The sequence below is a fragment of the Vibrio sp. CUB2 genome, assembly GCF_001557945.1.
Taxonomy (GTDB): domain Bacteria; phylum Pseudomonadota; class Gammaproteobacteria; order Enterobacterales; family Vibrionaceae; genus Vibrio; species Vibrio owensii.
Map to the genome: position 1 here is coordinate 127346 of NZ_LNRB01000002.1, position 17332 is coordinate 144677.

The window sequence follows — 17332 nt, forward strand, 5'->3', positions numbered from 1 at the left end:
CTCCGAGCATTAGCTCAGCTTTCTTCATTTTGTTTCTCAGTACGCGGATAAGCTTACTGTTGGAATTTATTTTCGTCAGGGGCAACGTTCAGAATTTGCAGTGCGCCTTTCATGATTTCAGAGAAAACTGGCGAGGCTACCGAACCACCGTAGTAGTCGTCACCTTGTGGTTCATTAACCACAACCACAAGCGCTAAACGTGGGTCACTCACTGGCGCAACACCTGCCGTATAGTTGATGTACTCATCACTATAGCCACCTGCACTTGCCTTACGCGCAGTACCTGTTTTGGCACCGACTCGGTAACCTGGAACCGCAGCACGACGAGCAGAGCCGCCTTTTTGCGTTACCGTTTCAAGCATGTCTAAGACGAGACGAGCATTCTCTTTGCTCACGACTTGGCGAGCCATGTCATTATCGTTACTTTCGATGATATGAATCGGCTCATACTTGCCCAAGTTACCTAGCGTTGCATAGGCATGCGCTAGTTGGATTGGCGTAACTGACAAACCATAACCAAACGAGATAGTCGCACGCTCAATCGGAGACCAACGTGAGCGGCTCGGGAAAATACCCACCACTTCACCAACCAAGTTCAAACCTGACAGCTCGCCAAGACCAACAGAACTGTACAAGCCAAGTAAAGCTTCAACCGGCATTTGCATCGCCAGCTTAGTCACACCGATGTTACTCGATTTCTTTAGAATGGTAGTTAGGCTCGCTTTGCCGACTTTTGGCGCATCACGAACGCGGCTACCACCGAGTTGAAGAATACCGTTACCCGTATCAACGATCGTATCTTTGTCTGCCACCCCATTTTCTAATGCGGCCAAAACAACAAAAGGCTTAATGGTTGAGCCAGGTTCCAATGAATCAGTAATCACGCGGTTACGCATTTTGTAACTTTGCCAATCACTGCGGTTATTCGGGTTGTAAGAAGGTGCATTCACCATCGCGAGAACCGCACCCGTTTTAACGTCAAGAATCACAACTGATCCAGATGTTGCACGATGATCGGCTACAGCCTGCTTGATAGCACGATACGCCACCGCTTGAATGCGCTGGTCAATCGTCAGTTGCAGTGGTTTACCTTCTTGTTTCTCTTCAAGAGCAATGTTTTCTACCACACGCCCATAACGGTCTTTACGGATGGTTTTCTTACCTGCTGCACCAGTTAACCACTCGTCATAGCTTCGTTCCACGCCTTCTAGGCCGTGGCCATCAATGCCAGTTACACCAACTAAGTGAGCACTAACCTCACCGGCCGGGTAATAACGACGAGATTCCGACTTCAAGCCAACACCAGGTAGTTTGAGTTCACGAATGTAGTTCGCCATCGCTGGGCTAACTTGGCGTTGTAGATAGATAAAGCGGCGCTTTTCGTTTTTCTTGATTTTGTTGATCAGGCCTTGACGATCCAAACCAAGTACATCAGCGAGTGCGTACCAGCTCTTAGTTTGCTGCAAAGCGCCTTCTTTGAAGATGGTCTTAGGGTCTGCCCAAACAGCCTCAACAGGAACACTCACTGCGAGAGGCTCGCCGTTACGATCAGAAATAATACCGCGCGCCGAAGGAATAGCTTTAACGCGGACAGAACGAAGGTCACCTTGCTTGATCAGGTTATCAGGCTCGATAATTTGAATATAGGCCACTCGCCCAACGAGAAGAGCAAAGGCACAGAAGACAAAAAACAGCAGTAACTGAAAGCGCCAGCGAATCAAAAACGACTCAGGCTCTTCAACAACTTCTGCTTCTTTAGGTTCTTTGGTGGGTTGCGGTTTTGCCGCAGCTACTTTTTTTTCTTTCGCAGCAGGCTTGCGCGTATTTCCTTGTTTAGATTTGGCTTTTTTTCCAATCATTTTAACGTGATAACCACTTCTTTATCGCCATCTGGTCGTTTCATTTCAAGGTCCTTCTTTGCCAAGTCTTGAACGCGACTGTGTTCCGCGAGGGCTGTTTCTTCCAACATTAGGTTGCGCCATTCGCTGTCCAATCGCTCTCGCTCAACCAATGTATGATCTTTTTCAGTGATCGCTTGACGCGCATGATGAGTGGCAAACACCACTCCCATTGCAGTTGCGAAGATCAGTATCATCAACAACAACGACCAGCGACCGACGGTAATCAAGTCCGTCGCAATCAACTTAGCAAGATTAGGAGTGGTTTTCGTCATAATAATTAAAGCTTTTCTGCAATTCTTAGCACTGAGCTTCGAGAGCGCGGGTTCATGTCAATTTCTTGTTTCGTTGGTTTATTCGCTTTACCAATCGGCTTCATGTTTGCACTGCCAAGCGCTCGGATTTGTTCTTCCGTCATAGGAATGCCATGTGGCACTTCTGGGCCTTTGCTCTCTTTACGAATGAAGCGTTTCACCATGCGATCTTCCAATGAGTGGAAACTGATCACAGACAAACGTCCTTCAGGAGCCAAAATGCTTGCCGCGCCTTTTAGCGCTGTATCAATTTCTTCTAATTCACTGTTGATGTAAATGCGAAAAGCCTGAAAAGCACGGGTTGCTGGGTGTTTTTTCTCTTTAAAGCTCTTTGGTGCCGCATCTGAGATCAGTTTTGCTAGCTGACCAGTACGAACCATTGGCTCATTTTCTTCATCTTCGCGATAAGCAACAATAGCTTTTGCGATACGGCGAGCATGCTTATCTTCACCAAACTCACGAATCACCCAAGTGATATCATCAAGATCTGCTTCCATTAGCCATTGAGACACCGGGATACCAGATGTTGGGTCCATACGCATGTCTAATGGGCCGTCTTTCATAAAGCTAAAACCACGTTCAGCATCATCAAGTTGCGGAGACGACACACCAAGGTCTAGCAAGACACCATCGACTTTACCAACAAGGCCATAATCTTCTGCGTACTGCGCCATGCCTGAGAATGGACCATGGATGATGGTGAAACGAGGATCGTCGATTTTAGCCGCTTCTGCGATAGCTTGCGGGTCACGGTCGATGCTGTAAAGTCGGCCGTTTTCACCGAGTTTCGACAAGATAGTTCGGCTGTGACCGCCACGGCCAAATGTTCCATCGATATAGATACCATCGGGTTTGATAGCCAAGCCATCAATGGATTCATTTAATAACACGGAGATATGTTGAAATGTTTCGGTCATAGCTGTCTCGTTGAATGATCTTGAAGCGATTCTTTAGTGTACTGATTTCCCACATCATCGCCACCTCAAGTCTAAAGTTAGACGTGATTCAGCGCCAAGTTTATTGGTAATGACATAGTTTGCGTCAATTAAATGCAAAAAACCCATCACTACCGAAGTAGAGATGGGTCTCGAATAGGTGGAGCCGACACATAAGCCGGGTTCTGTTCCGCTTGCGCGGCGGTAGCCATTCGTCTAGGCCAGCAATCACTCACTGGCTCGAGCAACCTACCCGCCTCCTTACGCGAGCAACGCAATGTGGAGGCCTATTTGGTCTTGCTTCAGGTGGAGTTTACCCTGCTACGAACTATTACTAGTCGTCCGGTGCGCTCTTACCGCACCCTTTCACCCTTACCTGTGCCCTAGGGCCATCGGCGGTCTTCTCTCTGCTGCACTTGTCGTAGGCTTGCGCCCCCCCGGCGTTACCTGGCACCTTGCTCTATGAAGCCCGGACTTTCCTCCCCTTTGTCAGTCTCCCGAAGGACGTCAACGTCAGTCTCCCAAAGGGACTTCGACGTCAGTCTCCCGAAGGACATCAACAAAGCAGCGACTACCCAGTCAGCTCCGAGGGCGGATTGTATAGAGTTATCCCCCCAGAGTCTAGTGAGATCACAGAAATGCTGAAAACGGTTGGTTAAGTGGTCAAAAAGGCAGCATCCCGAAGAGCCAGCACTCATAAAAAAGGAGTCGCGTTAACAACTCCCTTCTCAATCTTATCTAATTAGCTCTGAAAACTAACGGCTCTTGCACTAGACGGCCAAAGCGCACTTCTCGAATCCCGCCTCTCGAAGCGTAGCGTTCCCGAAGCGTTAGCGCTCTACAAACTTCTAGCCTAGATTCTCCAAGCCCCACTTATACAGTGCGTTTTTCTTTAAGCTGTAGATTTCTGCAGCAAGTGCCGCAGCTTTCTTCAATGGAAGCTCTTTAGTCAAAATACCCAGTGTGCGGGTTGCTTCGTCTGGCAGAGTATCTTCTGTGGAGTCACGGTGGCCGTGAATAAGCAGAACCATCTCACCGCGCTGTTGGTTATCATCGCTTTTTACCCACTCAATCAGTTCACCCAGAGGCATTCCTTGAATGGTTTCAAAGGTTTTAGTTAACTCTCGCGCCAAGACAACTTCTCGTTCTGGACCAAGAACGTCTAACATATCTTGTAGAGAGTCTAAAATGCGATGCGGCGATTCATAGAAGATACAAGTGCGTTCCACTGACGCAATTTCCAAGAACTTGTCTTTACGGCCTTTGCTTTTCGGTGGTAGAAAGCCTTCGAAACTAAAGCGATCAGAAGGCAAGCCCGACGCACTTAACGCAGTGATGACCGCACACGCACCAGGAAGAGGCACAACTCTAACGCCCGCTTGACGACATTTTGTCACCAAATGGTATCCTGGATCGCTTATTAGCGGCGTACCAGCGTCAGACACCAATGCGATAGATTGACCTGATAATAGCTTTTCAACCAATACTTGCGCTTTTTGCTGCTCGTTATGATCGTGCAACGCGAAAGTTTTGGTTTGGATATTGAAGTGAGACAGTAATTTGCCCGTATGTCGAGTATCCTCAGCGGCAATGATGTCCACATTCGACAGAACTTCGATAGCACGTTGTGTGATATCCGCTAAATTTCCGATTGGAGTCGGTACGATGTAGAGAGTTGGCCCCTCATTCGGCAACTTATTTTTATCTGTCATTTGTTTACCATCACTTCAACGATTAATATAGAGACAATTTTGTACAAAATTATAGAGAACTCACGGCAATGATGAACCATAAGAGACTCAGTGTACCACGCTTACTTACTCCTGTTGCACTGGCAATTACGCTCGCCGCCTGTTCTTCAGGCCCGCGCCAACCAGATAGCGTTGATATTACACTTGAGCCGACACAGTCTGTTCAAAACTACATGATTCAAGCGGATAGCACCGAAGGTAGCTTACAAAACGACTGGCTGATCATGGCAACCAAAGCGGCAATTCAAGCGAACGAATTGGATCAAGCGGAGTTGCTGATCAAGCGTCTTTCTCGTCAGCAATTGACCGAAGTTCAACAAGCAGAGTGGCAATTAGCCCGTGCGACCATACAGCAAAAGAAAGGCAATTACCCACAATTGCTGCAAACGCTGAACTTCCAACCTAACTGGAAACTGCCAAGCGAACAGTGGAAAGACTACTACGAGCTGCGTGCAGATGCTTACCAAAGCATGAACCAACCGTTCGAAGCAAACCGCCAATTAGTTGCACAGGGTCAATATGCTTCATCAGCAGAACAACGTGAGATCTCTAGCCGTATTTGGATGAACTTTGCCAGCTATTCAGACAGTGAACTGACGGCACTGCAAACGGCACCGAATGAAGATGTACTTGATGGCTGGTTGCAACTAGCAATCTACTCAAAGACCCTTTCAAGCAACATTCCACAGCTAAAGAACACGCTTGAACGTTGGCTAAGTGAAAACCCATCTCACCCAGCAGCGGTCTACACACCAGTTGAAATTCAAAACATTCTTTCTCTAGAAATCGTTAAGCCAAACAACACAGCTCTACTGCTGCCTCTTACAGGCAAGTTTGCTCCGCAAGCACAGCTGATTCGTGACGGCTTCATCTTTGCAATGATGAACGATGACATGCGCGATCCAAGCGCGACGCTAACTGTGATCGATACTCACGCTTATTCGGCAGCTCAAATCAAACAGCGTCTAATCAACGAGAACATCGACTTTGTTGTTGGTCCTCTGCAAAAAGAAAACGTTGAGAAACTACAAGCAACCTTGGATGGCTCAGAAACTGGCGTGAAGATACCAGCTCTAGCATTGAACATTCCAGAAGACGTTCAACCAGGTACAGACATGTGTTACCTAGCACTGTCTCCGGAGCAAGAAGTAGCGCAAGCAGCAAAATACTTGTTCAATCAAGGCTACCAATTCCCAATGATCTTGGCACCAAATGGCGCTTACGGTCAGCGAGTGGTTGAAGCGTTTAATGAAGAATGGCGCAAGTACAGCTCAAATAAAGTGGCTTCGAGCTACTTTGGCGACAAGCGTCAGCTTCAGAAGAACATTAACAGCGTATTTGGCCTACAAGAAAGCCAACAACGTATCGCACAAATGCAGTCTCTAATGCGTATTTCTTTAGAGAGTCCACCACGCAGCCGTCGTGATGTGGACGCGGTGTATATTGTTGCTCGCAGCTCTGAACTTACGCTTATTAAGCCATTTATTGAAGTGGCGATTAACCCAGACGCGAAACCACCTAAGTTGTTCTCAAACTCACGTAGTAACAGCGGTGGTGCAACATACGAAGATCTTTCTGGCGTAGCATACAGCGACATTCCAATGTTGATTAACCCAGATCCAACCATCGCGGCAGAAATGAATGAGCTATGGTCAGATCAATCCAACATGGAAAAACGCTTGGAAGCGCTAGGTATGGACGCGTACAAACTGATTGGTGAATTGCCACAAATGAAGCTTCTGCCGGGTTACTCGGTAAGCGGTCAGACGGGCGTGCTTAGCATCGACAACAACTGTGTTGTAGAACGTGAGCTAGACTGGGCTGAGCGTGGGGCTCTTTAGTAAGAGACAAATCGGCAACCAATATGAAACCCTGGCGAAGCAGTATTTGCAGCGCCAGGGTTTGCGCTTTTTAGATCAAAATTTTCTGACTAAAGTCGGTGAAATTGATTTAATCTTCCAACAAGGTGAAACTATCGTCTTTGTTGAGGTCAAATATCGTAAGAATGATAGCTTTGGCTCAGCAGCAGAAATGGTCACCCGCGCAAAAATGCGTAAACTAGTCAAAACAGCCCAAATTTGGCTAAGCCAGCAAAAACGCTCGGCGTACAATATCGATTATCGGTTTGATGTGGTCGCCATTCACGACAATGGTCGAGACATCAACTGGATACAAAATGCAATCTCTGAAGGATAAACGATGCTAGACAGCATTAAAGACAGTTTTACAGAAAGTATTCAAATTCAAATTGCGGCAGCAGAAGCGTTGCCAGATGCCATTACTCACGCCGCTCAAGCTATGGTGTCGAGCCTACTCAATGGCAATAAAATCCTATGCTGTGGTAACGGTGGCAGTGCATCGAACTCGCAACAGTTTGTCTCTTGCCTTTTGAACCGATTCGAAACTGAGCGCCCTAGCCTTCCAGCAATGGCTTTAACAGCAGATAACACAACATTGACTGCTGTAGCGAACGATTACCACTACCAAGAGATCTTCTCTAAGCAAGTACGCGCCTTTGGTCAGCCTGGCGACATTTTATTAGCCATTTCGACCAGTGGTAACAGCAAAAACGTTCTTAAAGCGATGGAAGCAGCTGTAACACGCGATATGACCATCATCGCCCTAACGGGTAAAGACGGTGGTGAAATGGCTGGCCTGCTTGGCGAGAATGATGTTGAAATCCGCATCCCATCACATCGTACAGCGCGCATTCATGAAGTGCACATGGTGACACTTCATTGTCTGTGTGATCTAATCGACCAAGTACTTTTCCCAGCTCACGAAGAATAACCGAATTGAGAGTTTAGAATTATGATACGTAGTCTTGTCATTTTGTTTGCAGCGCTGAGCATGAGCGGCTGTGCAGGTTTGTTTATTGCAGGGGCAGCGACCACTGCCAATCTCGTTACAGATACGCGCACGACCAAAGAAATTTGGCAAGACAACAACATCGAATTCGAAGTCGCTGCAATTGGCAATAAAGCCCCTTTCAAAGGCAAAGCACGCGTCGTTGCAAGCTCATACAACGGCACTGTCGTATTAATGGGCCAAGCCCCAACTCAAGACCTCATCAACGAGTTTGAAAGCAAAGCTCGTGAAGTAAATGGTGTGAAGAACATCCATAACCAAATTAAGCAAAAAGAGCCTTTGAGCGTGACACAAATCAGTAACGACAGTTGGATCACGACTAAAGTGAAATCAGCGCTGCTTACCGACAGCGAGCTTAATGGCGTGAAAGTGAAAGTCATCACCGAAGACAGCGATGTATTCTTATTTGGTTATGTAACGCCAGAACAAAGTGAGAGAGCAACAGAGATCACACGCAATATCTCAGGCGTAAAACAGGTAATCAAAGGCTTCCAGTATGGTGATGAAAAACCACTAGAAGTTGAAGAACCAGAAGCGGCAAATACAGTGCCGGCAGAGACAGAAAAAGAGACGCCGGTAAACGAGCTTGGATAAGTGACTAAGCCTGTTATCAAAAAGGCTGAATTAGATAAGAAAAAAGCAGCGTATCGACGCTGCTTTTTTTATTTGATAACTCGTAAGCTTGGTCTGCCTTTCGGGCGAGGTGTTTCTTCCTCTTCAGACTCAGAGTCCACGATTTCAGATTCATCATTCACCGTGGTGAAAGTTGGAGACTGCTCTTCTTCGACAATCCCTTCCTCTTCAATATGGGTGTATGCTTCTTCTGGTTCAAACATGGTGCCAGCACCATTCTCACGTGCGTAAATCGCTTGTACAGCGTAAACAGGCACGATAACCGAATGCGGACGACCACTAAAACGAGCGTGGAAGGTAATCGCATCATTACCCAACTCAAGTTGACCAACAGCACGTGGAGCAATGTTCAAGATGATTTGACCATCTTGAACAAACTCAACTGGTACACGCACACCTGGCATGGTTGCATCAACCACCAAGTGTGGAGTTAAGTCATTGTCTACTAGCCACTCGTAGAATGCGCGAAGCATGTACGGACGGCGAGCAGTCATTTTTGCAATATCCATAACGTGTTATCTAAATCGCTTAGCGAACTAGACGCATTTCACGTTCAGCTTCAGTTAGAGAAGCAAGGAATGAATCACGTTCAAATACGCGGTTCATGTAAACTTTGATCTCTTTAGAACCAGGGCCTACAAGGTCGATACCTAGTTGAGGTAGACGCCACAATAGTGGAGCTAGGTAACAATCGATTAGGCTGAACTCTTCACTCATGAAGTATTCGTATTCTGCAAAGATTGGTGCAAGAGTCAGAAGATCGTTACGTAGTTTAGTACGTGCTTTTTCTGATTCTTCCGCGTTACCTTTAACAACCTTTTCAGCTAGTGAGTACCAGTTGCGTTCAATACGGTACATCATCAGACGGCTGTTACCACGAGCAACTGGGTAAACAGGCATTAGAGGTGGATGAGGGAAACGCTCGTCCAAGTACTCCATGATGATTTTTGAATCGTAAAGAGCTAGCTCACGGTCCACAAGAGTTGGTACTGACTTGTATGGGTTCAGTTCCACAAGCTCAGCAGGAAGGTTAGCTTCATCAACAAGCTCAACTTCAACACTTACGCCTTTTTCAGCTAATACGATGCGAACCTGATGGCTATACAAATCTGATGCACTTGAGAAAAGAGTCATCACAGAACGTTTATTGGCAGCTACAGCCATGGAGCCCTCCAGCACACTTACAAATAAAAATAATGGAGGCTAAGCCTCCATTATTCGTCAATTAAAATTGGGAATTAGCACGGTATGATAGCACAATTAATGCACATCGCGCCAATACTCTTTCTTGAGCATCACGACAACAATTGTTAGTAGAACTAGGAAGCCCATTACCCACCAACCAAGCGCATGACGCTCTAGCTGAACTGGCTCACCAGAGTAAACTAGGAAGTTCACTAGGTCGCCAACTGCTTTGTCATACTCACCAGAGCTTAGCTCACCCGTACCGTTAGTTTCAGTACCAACAACCACTTGTACTTCTTCACCGTCCACAACTTTTGTGCCGTAAACTGGCGTCGGGATGCCTTGAAGCTCTTCAAGAACGTGCGGCATACCAACACTTGGGAAAACAATGTTGTTCACGCCGAATGGGCGAGATGGGTCAACATAGAAAGAGCGCAGGTAAGTGTATAGCCAGTCTGCACCACGAACTCGGGCAACAAGTGTTAGATCCGGTGGCGGCGCACCAAACCAATCACCCGCTTGCTTCGCAGGCATCGCATTTACCATTAGGTCACCGATTTTCGCTTCAGGATCAAAAATCAGGTTTTCCTTCATTAGGTCAGCAGGAATATCCAAGTCTGTCGCTACTCGCTCGTAACGCTGGTATTGCGTTGAGTGACAAGCAAAACAGTAGTTCATGAATAGCTTCGCGCCGTTTTGTAGCGAAGCTTTATCCGATAGGTCCACGTTCGCCTTGTCTAGCGGTACGTTGGCACCCGCTGCCATCGCGAGAGATGGCAACATAGCAAATAGAATTACAATCCACTTCTTCATTTGAATGTCACCCTCTCTGGTAATGGTTTGGTTGCTTCATTTTTGCTGTAGAAGAACAGCAGTACAAAGAACATGAAGTAACACAAGCTAAAGATCTGAGACAGAATTGTGTACAGCGGCGTTGCCGGCAGTGCACCCAAAATACCCAGAGCGATAAAGGCGATAGTGAACTGAACAATATTCAACAGGTGCAGTTTGCTACGGTAACGGTATGAACGCACTTTACAACGGTCCAACCAAGGTAGAACAAACAGTACTGCAATTGACGCACCCATTAGGATTACACCCAATAGTTTGTCTGGAACCGCACGTAAGATCGCGTAGAACGGTGTGAAGTACCATACAGGAGCGATATGCTCAGGTGTCTTCAGTGGGTTTGCAGCTTCAAAGTTAGGCGGCTCAAGGAAGTATCCACCCATCTCTGGGTTGAAGAACAGCACGTAACAGAAGAAGAACAAGAAACCAGCAACACCAACCAAGTCCTTAACCGTACCGTACGGGTGGAAAGGAATCGAATCGATGATGTCGTATTTCTTCGTGTAGTAATCGTGGAACTTGAATTGCGTTTCGTAATCGTCGCCCATTGAACCTTTTGGCAGCTTAGTCTCGATACCATCCGGGTTGTTAGAGCCAACTTCGTGCAGTGCCAATACGTGCAAAACAACAAGAAGAAGCAGAACAATAGGTAGTGCAATAACGTGTAGTGCGAAGAAACGGTTCAGCGTTGCACCAGAGATGATGTAGTCACCACGGATCCAAAGTGTTAAGTCGTCACCGATGACAGGAATCGCACCAAACAGAGAAATGATTACCTGAGCACCCCAGTATGACATCTGACCCCATGGTAATAGGTAACCCATGAAGGCTTCTGCCATTAGAACCAAGAAGATCAACATACCGAAGATCCAAAGTAGCTCACGAGGCTTTTGGTATGAACCGTAAATCAGACCACGGAACATGTGCAGGTAAACAACAACGAAAAACGCTGATGCGCCAGTTGAGTGCATGTAACGCAACAACCAGCCGTAATCAACGTCACGCATGATGTATTCGATAGAAGCAAACGCACCATCACCAGATGGAACGTAGTTCATTGTTAACCAGATACCCGTAAGGATTTGGTTAACCAGTACCAACATTGCCAGAGAACCGAAAAGGTACCAAAAGTTGAAGTTCTTAGGCATTGGGTACTCAGACAAATGCTTTTTATAAGCATTCATCGCGGGAATTCGTTTTTCAACCCAGTCTAGTAGTGCTTGCATTATGCGTCTCCCTCATCAACACCGATCATGAGCTTCGTATCACTCAAATACATGTGCTTAGGAACCACAAGGTTCAGAGGTGCAGGAACACCTTGGAACACTCGACCAGCCATATCGAATTTAGAACCATGACATGGACAGAAGAAGCCAGACTTAACGCCTTGGACTTGCTCTGAGAACGTGTCAGGTAGATAGGTCGGTGAACAACCTAAGTGAGTACAGAAGCCAACTGCCACGAAATACTCAGGTTTGATCGAACGATGCGCATTCTGAGCATAAACTGGCTGTTGTTCCATTTCTGATTGTGGGTCACGAAGCTGTCCGTCGATGTTCTTTAGGTTATCCACCACTTCTTGAGTACGACGTACAACCCATACAGGCTTACCTTGCCACTCAACACGAACCATCTGACCGGCTTCGATTTTACTGATATCCACTTCCACCGGTGCACCCGCAGCTTTTGCTTTGGCGCTCGGATTCCATGATTTGATAAAAGGCACGGCGACGGCAGCTGCCCCTAATCCACCAACAACTGCCGTTGTAGCGGTTAGAAAACGCCTGCGACCGTTATTTAAAGGCGCGTTGCTCATCCAAACATTCTCCCATTTGCTCCCTTTGGATCGTTATTATTCCGCTTATAAGAGCATGGCTAACAAATAATGAATTTAGTTCTATTTATTGGGGGGAAATGATAAAGAAAACCCTACTTTTTGACAAGATAAAGCTACCTTTTTGTAACAATTGTGAGGCAAATCGCTCACGCTGTCACAAAAGCGGCAAAATTATAAAAAATAGATGTGATTTGTAACAAGAAAGCGAAACGAAGAATGGCTAGAAACGAGATAAAAAGCCTTGTATTTCGGCTGTTTTCAGCCAATTAGATAGAAAGATCTTTCAAGAATGTGAAGGAGTCCTCCACTTTTGTTATCTCAGTTTTGTAGCACGAAGAAAACCAGAAAACTTGCAGATAAAACGATCAAATGTTGCGAGGATATTAAGCAAGAATGTGAAAACAAATGCGAAAGGAAAAACGGACTTTTCAAGCTTTAGAAAAACAAAAAGCTCGGCATATAGCCGAGCTTTGATGCACAGTTTCCAAAGTAACTCTGGAACAGCATAAATTTCCGATAAGAGGAAATTAACGCTTAGAGAACTGTGGACGACGACGTGCTTTACGTAGACCAACTTTCTTACGTTCAACGCAACGAGCGTCACGAGTAACGTAACCAGCTGCACGTAGAGTAGGACGTAGAGACTCATCGTACTCCATAAGAGCGCGAGTGATACCGTGACGGATAGCACCAGCTTGACCAGAAATACCGCCACCTTTAACAGTAACGTATAGGTCTAGCTTCTCAGTTAGTTCAACTAGCTCAAGAGGTTGTTTAACAACCATGCGAGAAGTTGGACGACCGAAGTACTCATCAAGGCTACGCTTGTTGATTACGATGTTGCCGCTGCCTGGTTTGATGAAAACACGCGCAGCTGAGCTTTTGCGACGGCCAGTGCCGTAGTATTGATTCTCTGCCATTTTCGAAATCCCCAATTAGATGTCTAGTACTTGTGGTTGTTGAGCAACATGGTTGTGCTCAGCGCCCGCGTAAACTTTAAGCTTACGGTACATAGCACGGCCTAGAGGACCACGTGGAAGCATGCCTTTAACTGCTAGCTCAAGAACCATCTCAGGTTTACGATCGATCAACTTTTCAAAAGTGATAGATTTTAGACCACCTGGGAATTCAGAGTGACGGTAGTACACTTTGCCTTTAGCTTTGTTGCCAGTTACAGCAACTTTCTCAGCGTTGATAACGATGATGTAGTCACCAGTGTCAACGTGAGGAGTGTATTCAGCTTTATGTTTGCCACGTAGGCGAGATGCAATTTCACTTGCTAGACGGCCAAGAGTTTTACCCTCTGCGTCTACAACATACCAGTCGCGTTTTACAGTTTCTGGTTTAGCAACGAAAGTTTTCATGCTAATAATAACCCGTTAATTAAATTTTAAACTTTAAAGGAACACAGTATTGTGTTCCCACACTGTCTAAGAGCCCAGTCATCACCCCTTCGAGTCGTTGGTACTCTCGACCTTCTATGCCGAAATAACTTCGATATTCAGGTCTGCAGTAACGGTGGGTCGCAGGATTATAGAGAAGAGCGAAGAAAAAATCACCTTTTTTTGCGCCAAATCACTAATTTTTTCTTCACTTTTTTAAGATGAGTTGCTGTTTTTTACGCCAGATGCTCTCTAGCAAGGTATTCGTGACTCTGCATTTCGGTCAGTCGAGACAAGCAACGTTTAAATTCGAACTCTAACTGTCCTTGTGTATAAAGGAACTCCATTGCAACTTCAGCAGAAATAATCAACTTAACGTTACGTTCATAGAATTCATCGACCAATGCAATAAAGCGTCTCGCTGCATCATCTATCTTGCTATCCATTTGCTTCACGTCTGCTAGCAAGACTGTATGGTAGATGCGCGATAATTCAATGTAATCGTTTTGACTGCGTGGGGTTTGACACAGTTGTTCAAAAGAAGCATGTAGCACGCCATCACTGGCCTCTATTACCGCCACTTCTCGATGGTTGATTTCAATGCTGTGCGCCGCAACTTTTCTTTCACCAATCAACTGTTGGTAATACGTATTAAGATTGATAGACGCCTGCTCATCCAACGGATAATGATAGATTTCGGCTTGTTGAAGCGTTCTTAGGCGGTAATCTACTCCACTGTCGACATTAAGCACGTCACAGCGCTGAATGATCATGTCTATCGCTGGTAAAAAGCGCGCACGTTGTAAGCCATTACGATACAAGTTTTCAGGCTCAATGTTCGACGTCGCGACTAAAATCATTTGTCGCTTAAACATCTCTTGCAACAAGGTCGCTAAGATCATCGCATCTGTGATATCGGAAACGAAGAATTCATCAAAACAGACCACATCCGCTTCTTTCTTGAATAAATCAGCCACTTTTGACAGCGGGTTTTCCACTTCACCTAAACGCTTGAGCTCATCATGCACACGATACATAAAACGGTGAAAATGCACGCGCATCTTTCTTTCTGTCGGCAAGGCGTCAAAAAACGCATCCATGAGGTAAGTTTTACCCCGCCCTACTCCTCCCCAAAAGTACAAGCCTTTTGGTGGTTCTGGCATTTCAGGCTTTTTACCCAGTAATTTCTGCCAAGTGCTAAGCTGAGGAATAGGCGCAGACTGGAATTCTGCAATCGCATGGTAAAGGTTGTCTAAAGCAACGACAGCATTATGTTGTGCTTCGTCACGCTGGAATCCATGCTCTGCTATGTCTTGTTGGTATCGTTGTAATGGTGTCATGGCATTGAGTCGTATCAGAGGTACAGAAAAAATTGTCACCTCGGGGTCAGCTTTTAGAATAGAGAGATATGGATATCAGTCCCCGAAGACTTACCGCTATTTTTCTTTATCGGCTGTTCAAGCCATAGTAACATGGACTAGCACCGCGTGTAACTAAGTAGTAAAAGACTTGTTAAAACAACTATAAGGAGCAGTTATGCCTTGGATTTATGCCATTGTGGGTTTGCTGGTCGGTACAATCGTAGGCGTAGTCATTAGTAGACTAACCACCCCCGAATACAAAAAACAAAAGTCTGTGCAAAAAGAGCTGGAAGCAGCCAAGTTTGAGCTAGAGCAACAACGTCAAGAGCTCGTCGATCACTTTGCACAAACTGCAGAAATGTTGGATACCTTAGGTAAAGACTACACCAAGCTGTACCAACACATGGCGAAGACGTCTTCAGAACTTCTGCCTAACTTGCCTGAGCAAGACAATCCGTTTGATAAGAAGACAGCCATGTCGACTGAACAGATTGAAGAAGACCAATCTAACGTCAACGAACAACCAAAAGACTACGCCAACGGCGCAACAGGTCTTTTAAAGGATCAGGAAAAAGAAATCATCGACGCCCCAGAAGCTGTCACTGCTAAAGCGTCTTAACCCCCTCCTTTCCTACCTAACTGGGTCAATACATACACATTTCTTATCAATTTGTATTGACCCTTTTTGAACTTTTCTTAAGCAACTCATCTCTAACAACCTGTGTGCTGTCGCCACCTTTTGATTATCCGAATTAATCCCTATATAACTAAATAACCGTATAGAACTAACGGTTCGGATATTTCTTTTTGACAGACCTGTTTCAAGAGGAGTTATTGGATGAAAAAACCATTGCTTGCGCTAACCGTTCTATCTTTAAGCTTGGGTTCAATCATCACCCCAATTACTGCGACTGCGGCACTGCCGTTAAGTGTGGATGGGGAGCAGTTACCTAGCCTTGCCCCGATGCTCGAAAAAGTGACCCCTGCGGTTGTGAGTATTGCGGTTGAAGGTAAACAAGTTCAAACCAGCCGTATCCCAGAGCAGTTTCAGTTCTTCTTTGGGCCTGAGTTTCCAACAGAGCAAACTCGCGAACGTCCATTCCGAGGCTTAGGCTCTGGCGTTATTATTAACGCCGACAAAGGGCAAATCGTCACAAACTACCATGTAATTAAAGGCGCTGATGACATCCGTGTCCGTTTGTACGATGGTCGAGAGTACGATGCAGAATTAGTGGGTGGAGATGAAATGTCAGACATTGCTCTACTCAAACTGGAGAAAGCAAAAGATCTGACTCAGATTAAAGTCGCTGATTCAGACAAGCTACGCGTTGGTGATTTCACGGTTGCGATTGGTAACCCGTTTGGCCTTGGTCAAACCGTCACTTCGGGTATCGTCTCGGCACTGGGTCGAAGCGGCTTGAATGTGGAGAACTTCGAGAACTTCATCCAAACAGATGCGGCCATCAACAGCGGTAACTCAGGCGGTGCTTTAGTTAACCTCAATGGTGAACTGATCGGTATAAATACAGCGATTCTTGGTCCGAATGGCGGTAATGTTGGTATCGGTTTTGCGATTCCATCTAACATGATGAAAAACTTAACAGACCAAATTCTAGAGTTTGGCGAAGTGAAACGCGGCATGCTAGGCGTACAAGGTGGTGAAGTCACTTCAGAGCTGGCAGAAGCATTAGGTTATGAATCGAGTAAAGGTGCGTTTGTTAGCCAAGTAGTGCCTGATAGCGCTGCAGATAAAGCAGGCCTGAAAGCTGGTGATGTGATTACTTCCGTAAACGGTAAGTCGATTGATACCTTCTCCGAGTTACGCGCAAAAGTCGCAACACTCGGTGCGGGCAAAGAGATCACATTGGGTGTGATTCGTGATGGTAAGAAGAAATCCTTCGGTGTGACGTTAGGTGAATCGACCAATGTGAAAGCGAAAGCGGAAACGCTTCACGAAGGCCTTAAAGGTGCAGAACTCAGCAACACCACACCAAGCGATAAAATCCAAGGTGTTAAGGTGACCAGTGTGGCTGAAAACTCTCCTGCGGCACAATACCAACTTGAGCAAGACGATATCATTATTGGTGTTAACCGTAAGCGTGTGAAGAATTTAGCAGAACTGCGCGCGATTGTTGAAAAACACAAAGGTGTGCTCGCGATAAACGTTCAACGTGGTGATCGGACGGTTTACTTAGTTATCCGTTAATAGACATCAATCAACAATCACATAGCTGAAAGCAAACGAGCGCTAGCAACATATTTATCAGTGATAGCGCTCGAATACTTTCCTTCTTATGTCATGGTTTTTTAAAAGGGCAA

Annotated in this window: 18 protein-coding genes and 1 other RNA gene; 6 read left to right on the top strand and 13 right to left on the bottom strand. The window is 45.9% G+C overall.

Annotation, left to right across the window (positions count from 1 at the left end; genetic code table 11):
• Nucleotides 1-53: 53 nt before the first annotated feature.
• From ATB78_RS02900 to rsmI, 5 genes are all read right to left on the bottom strand, one after another.
• On the bottom strand, nucleotides 54-1859 hold the full coding sequence (locus ATB78_RS02900; RefSeq protein WP_020194004.1) for a peptidoglycan glycosyltransferase FtsI: 1806 nt from the start codon (nucleotides 1857-1859) through the stop codon (nucleotides 54-56).
• Entirely contained in the window at nucleotides 1856-2173 is a 318-nt protein-coding gene (ftsL, locus tag ATB78_RS02905) for a cell division protein FtsL (protein WP_005428577.1), read from the bottom strand. The genes ATB78_RS02900 and ftsL overlap by 4 nt, the downstream gene beginning before the upstream one ends.
• 5 nt (nucleotides 2174-2178) lie before the next feature.
• Nucleotides 2179-3129 carry a 16S rRNA (cytosine(1402)-N(4))-methyltransferase RsmH gene (gene rsmH, locus ATB78_RS02910; RefSeq protein ID WP_005436119.1) on the bottom strand — a complete coding sequence of 317 codons (951 nt, stop codon included), beginning with the start codon at nucleotides 3127-3129 and terminating at the stop codon, nucleotides 2179-2181.
• Nucleotides 3130-3305: 176 nt separating this feature from the next.
• An RNA gene (rnpB, locus tag ATB78_RS02915) (RNase P RNA component class A) lies at nucleotides 3306-3734 on the bottom strand.
• 261 nt (nucleotides 3735-3995) lie between these two features.
• A complete protein-coding gene (rsmI, locus tag ATB78_RS02920) occupies nucleotides 3996-4859 on the bottom strand; it encodes a 16S rRNA (cytidine(1402)-2'-O)-methyltransferase (protein ID WP_005428578.1) in 864 nt (287 codons plus the stop codon).
• A gap of 68 nt (nucleotides 4860-4927) precedes the next feature.
• Here rsmI and ATB78_RS02925 point away from each other — a divergent pair, with 68 nt between their 5' ends.
• From ATB78_RS02925 to ATB78_RS02940, 4 genes are read left to right on the top strand one after another with little or no spacing between them, the layout of a single operon-like run.
• On the top strand, nucleotides 4928-6739 hold the full coding sequence (locus tag ATB78_RS02925) for a penicillin-binding protein activator (RefSeq protein ID WP_061007772.1): 1812 nt from the start codon (nucleotides 4928-4930) through the stop codon (nucleotides 6737-6739).
• The gene (locus tag ATB78_RS02930; RefSeq protein ID WP_038893956.1) at nucleotides 6726-7094 is read left to right on the top strand and encodes a YraN family protein; all 369 of its coding nucleotides are present in this window, start codon (nucleotides 6726-6728) and stop codon (nucleotides 7092-7094) included. Before ATB78_RS02925 ends, ATB78_RS02930 begins: the two co-directional genes overlap by 14 nt.
• 3 nt (nucleotides 7095-7097) lie before the next feature.
• On the top strand, nucleotides 7098-7688 hold the full coding sequence (locus ATB78_RS02935; protein WP_005436112.1) for a phosphoheptose isomerase: 591 nt from the start codon (nucleotides 7098-7100) through the stop codon (nucleotides 7686-7688).
• A gap of 21 nt (nucleotides 7689-7709) precedes the next feature.
• Nucleotides 7710-8360 (top strand): BON domain-containing protein, encoded by a 651-nt coding sequence (locus ATB78_RS02940; protein ID WP_061007773.1) that lies wholly within the window; start codon nucleotides 7710-7712, stop codon nucleotides 8358-8360.
• A gap of 68 nt (nucleotides 8361-8428) precedes the next feature.
• Here the strand turns inward: ATB78_RS02940 and sspB are convergent, their stop codons facing one another.
• The 8 genes from sspB to zapE form a co-directional block, all read right to left on the bottom strand.
• Nucleotides 8429-8908: a ClpXP protease specificity-enhancing factor gene (sspB, locus tag ATB78_RS02945; protein WP_020193998.1), complete on the bottom strand. Its 480-nt coding sequence runs from the start codon at nucleotides 8906-8908 to the stop codon at nucleotides 8429-8431.
• Between the two features lie 19 nt (nucleotides 8909-8927).
• On the bottom strand, nucleotides 8928-9563 hold the full coding sequence (sspA, locus tag ATB78_RS02950; protein ID WP_005436105.1) for a stringent starvation protein SspA: 636 nt from the start codon (nucleotides 9561-9563) through the stop codon (nucleotides 8928-8930).
• A 96-nt stretch (nucleotides 9564-9659) separates the two neighbouring features.
• Nucleotides 9660-10397: a cytochrome c1 gene (locus ATB78_RS02955; protein ID WP_061007774.1), complete on the bottom strand. Its 738-nt coding sequence runs from the start codon at nucleotides 10395-10397 to the stop codon at nucleotides 9660-9662.
• On the bottom strand, nucleotides 10394-11659 hold the full coding sequence (locus ATB78_RS02960) for a cytochrome bc complex cytochrome b subunit (protein ID WP_005436097.1): 1266 nt from the start codon (nucleotides 11657-11659) through the stop codon (nucleotides 10394-10396). Before ATB78_RS02960 ends, ATB78_RS02955 begins: the two co-directional genes overlap by 4 nt.
• Nucleotides 11659-12249, bottom strand: coding sequence for a ubiquinol-cytochrome c reductase iron-sulfur subunit (gene petA / locus ATB78_RS02965; RefSeq protein ID WP_005436095.1), 591 nt, complete (start codon nucleotides 12247-12249; stop codon nucleotides 11659-11661). Before petA ends, ATB78_RS02960 begins: the two co-directional genes overlap by 1 nt.
• Before the next feature lie 548 nt (nucleotides 12250-12797).
• Nucleotides 12798-13190, bottom strand: a complete 393-nt coding sequence (rpsI, locus tag ATB78_RS02970) for a 30S ribosomal protein S9 (protein ID WP_005436094.1) — start codon at nucleotides 13188-13190, stop codon at nucleotides 12798-12800.
• A 15-nt stretch (nucleotides 13191-13205) separates the two neighbouring features.
• Nucleotides 13206-13634: a 50S ribosomal protein L13 gene (gene rplM / locus ATB78_RS02975; RefSeq protein WP_005436093.1), complete on the bottom strand. Its 429-nt coding sequence runs from the start codon at nucleotides 13632-13634 to the stop codon at nucleotides 13206-13208.
• A 254-nt stretch (nucleotides 13635-13888) separates the two neighbouring features.
• On the bottom strand, nucleotides 13889-14992 hold the full coding sequence (gene zapE / locus ATB78_RS02980) for a cell division protein ZapE (protein WP_009707745.1): 1104 nt from the start codon (nucleotides 14990-14992) through the stop codon (nucleotides 13889-13891).
• A gap of 196 nt (nucleotides 14993-15188) precedes the next feature.
• On the opposite strand from zapE, the gene zapG reads away from it, so the two are divergent.
• Together zapG and ATB78_RS02990 are read left to right on the top strand one after the other, a co-directional pair.
• Nucleotides 15189-15632: a Z-ring associated protein ZapG gene (zapG, locus tag ATB78_RS02985; RefSeq protein ID WP_005436091.1), complete on the top strand. Its 444-nt coding sequence runs from the start codon at nucleotides 15189-15191 to the stop codon at nucleotides 15630-15632.
• Between the two features lie 219 nt (nucleotides 15633-15851).
• Nucleotides 15852-17219 (top strand): Do family serine endopeptidase, encoded by a 1368-nt coding sequence (locus ATB78_RS02990; RefSeq protein ID WP_061007775.1) that lies wholly within the window; start codon nucleotides 15852-15854, stop codon nucleotides 17217-17219.
• Nucleotides 17220-17332 lie beyond the last annotated feature (113 nt).

What these genes read in the sequence shown, in the direction of transcription:
- ATB78_RS02900 (WP_020194004.1), bottom strand. Translation starts at nt 1,859, where the DNA reads ATGATTGGAAAAAAAGCCAAATCTAAACAAGGAAATACGCGCAAGCCT.
- ftsL (WP_005428577.1), bottom strand. Translation starts at nt 2,173, where the DNA reads ATGACGAAAACCACTCCTAATCTTGCTAAGTTGATTGCGACGGACTTG.
- rsmH (WP_005436119.1), bottom strand. Translation starts at nt 3,129, where the DNA reads ATGACCGAAACATTTCAACATATCTCCGTGTTATTAAATGAATCCATT.
- rsmI (WP_005428578.1), bottom strand. Translation starts at nt 4,859, where the DNA reads ATGACAGATAAAAATAAGTTGCCGAATGAGGGGCCAACTCTCTACATC.
- ATB78_RS02925 (WP_061007772.1), top strand. Translation starts at nt 4,928, where the DNA reads ATGATGAACCATAAGAGACTCAGTGTACCACGCTTACTTACTCCTGTT.
- ATB78_RS02935 (WP_005436112.1), top strand. Translation starts at nt 7,098, where the DNA reads ATGCTAGACAGCATTAAAGACAGTTTTACAGAAAGTATTCAAATTCAA.
- ATB78_RS02940 (WP_061007773.1), top strand. Translation starts at nt 7,710, where the DNA reads ATGATACGTAGTCTTGTCATTTTGTTTGCAGCGCTGAGCATGAGCGGC.
- sspB (WP_020193998.1), bottom strand. Translation starts at nt 8,908, where the DNA reads ATGGATATTGCAAAAATGACTGCTCGCCGTCCGTACATGCTTCGCGCA.
- sspA (WP_005436105.1), bottom strand. Translation starts at nt 9,563, where the DNA reads ATGGCTGTAGCTGCCAATAAACGTTCTGTGATGACTCTTTTCTCAAGT.
- ATB78_RS02955 (WP_061007774.1), bottom strand. Translation starts at nt 10,397, where the DNA reads ATGAAGAAGTGGATTGTAATTCTATTTGCTATGTTGCCATCTCTCGCG.
- ATB78_RS02960 (WP_005436097.1), bottom strand. Translation starts at nt 11,659, where the DNA reads ATGCAAGCACTACTAGACTGGGTTGAAAAACGAATTCCCGCGATGAAT.
- petA (WP_005436095.1), bottom strand. Translation starts at nt 12,249, where the DNA reads ATGAGCAACGCGCCTTTAAATAACGGTCGCAGGCGTTTTCTAACCGCT.
- rpsI (WP_005436094.1), bottom strand. Translation starts at nt 13,190, where the DNA reads ATGGCAGAGAATCAATACTACGGCACTGGCCGTCGCAAAAGCTCAGCT.
- rplM (WP_005436093.1), bottom strand. Translation starts at nt 13,634, where the DNA reads ATGAAAACTTTCGTTGCTAAACCAGAAACTGTAAAACGCGACTGGTAT.
- zapE (WP_009707745.1), bottom strand. Translation starts at nt 14,992, where the DNA reads ATGACACCATTACAACGATACCAACAAGACATAGCAGAGCATGGATTC.
- zapG (WP_005436091.1), top strand. Translation starts at nt 15,189, where the DNA reads ATGCCTTGGATTTATGCCATTGTGGGTTTGCTGGTCGGTACAATCGTA.
- ATB78_RS02990 (WP_061007775.1), top strand. Translation starts at nt 15,852, where the DNA reads ATGAAAAAACCATTGCTTGCGCTAACCGTTCTATCTTTAAGCTTGGGT.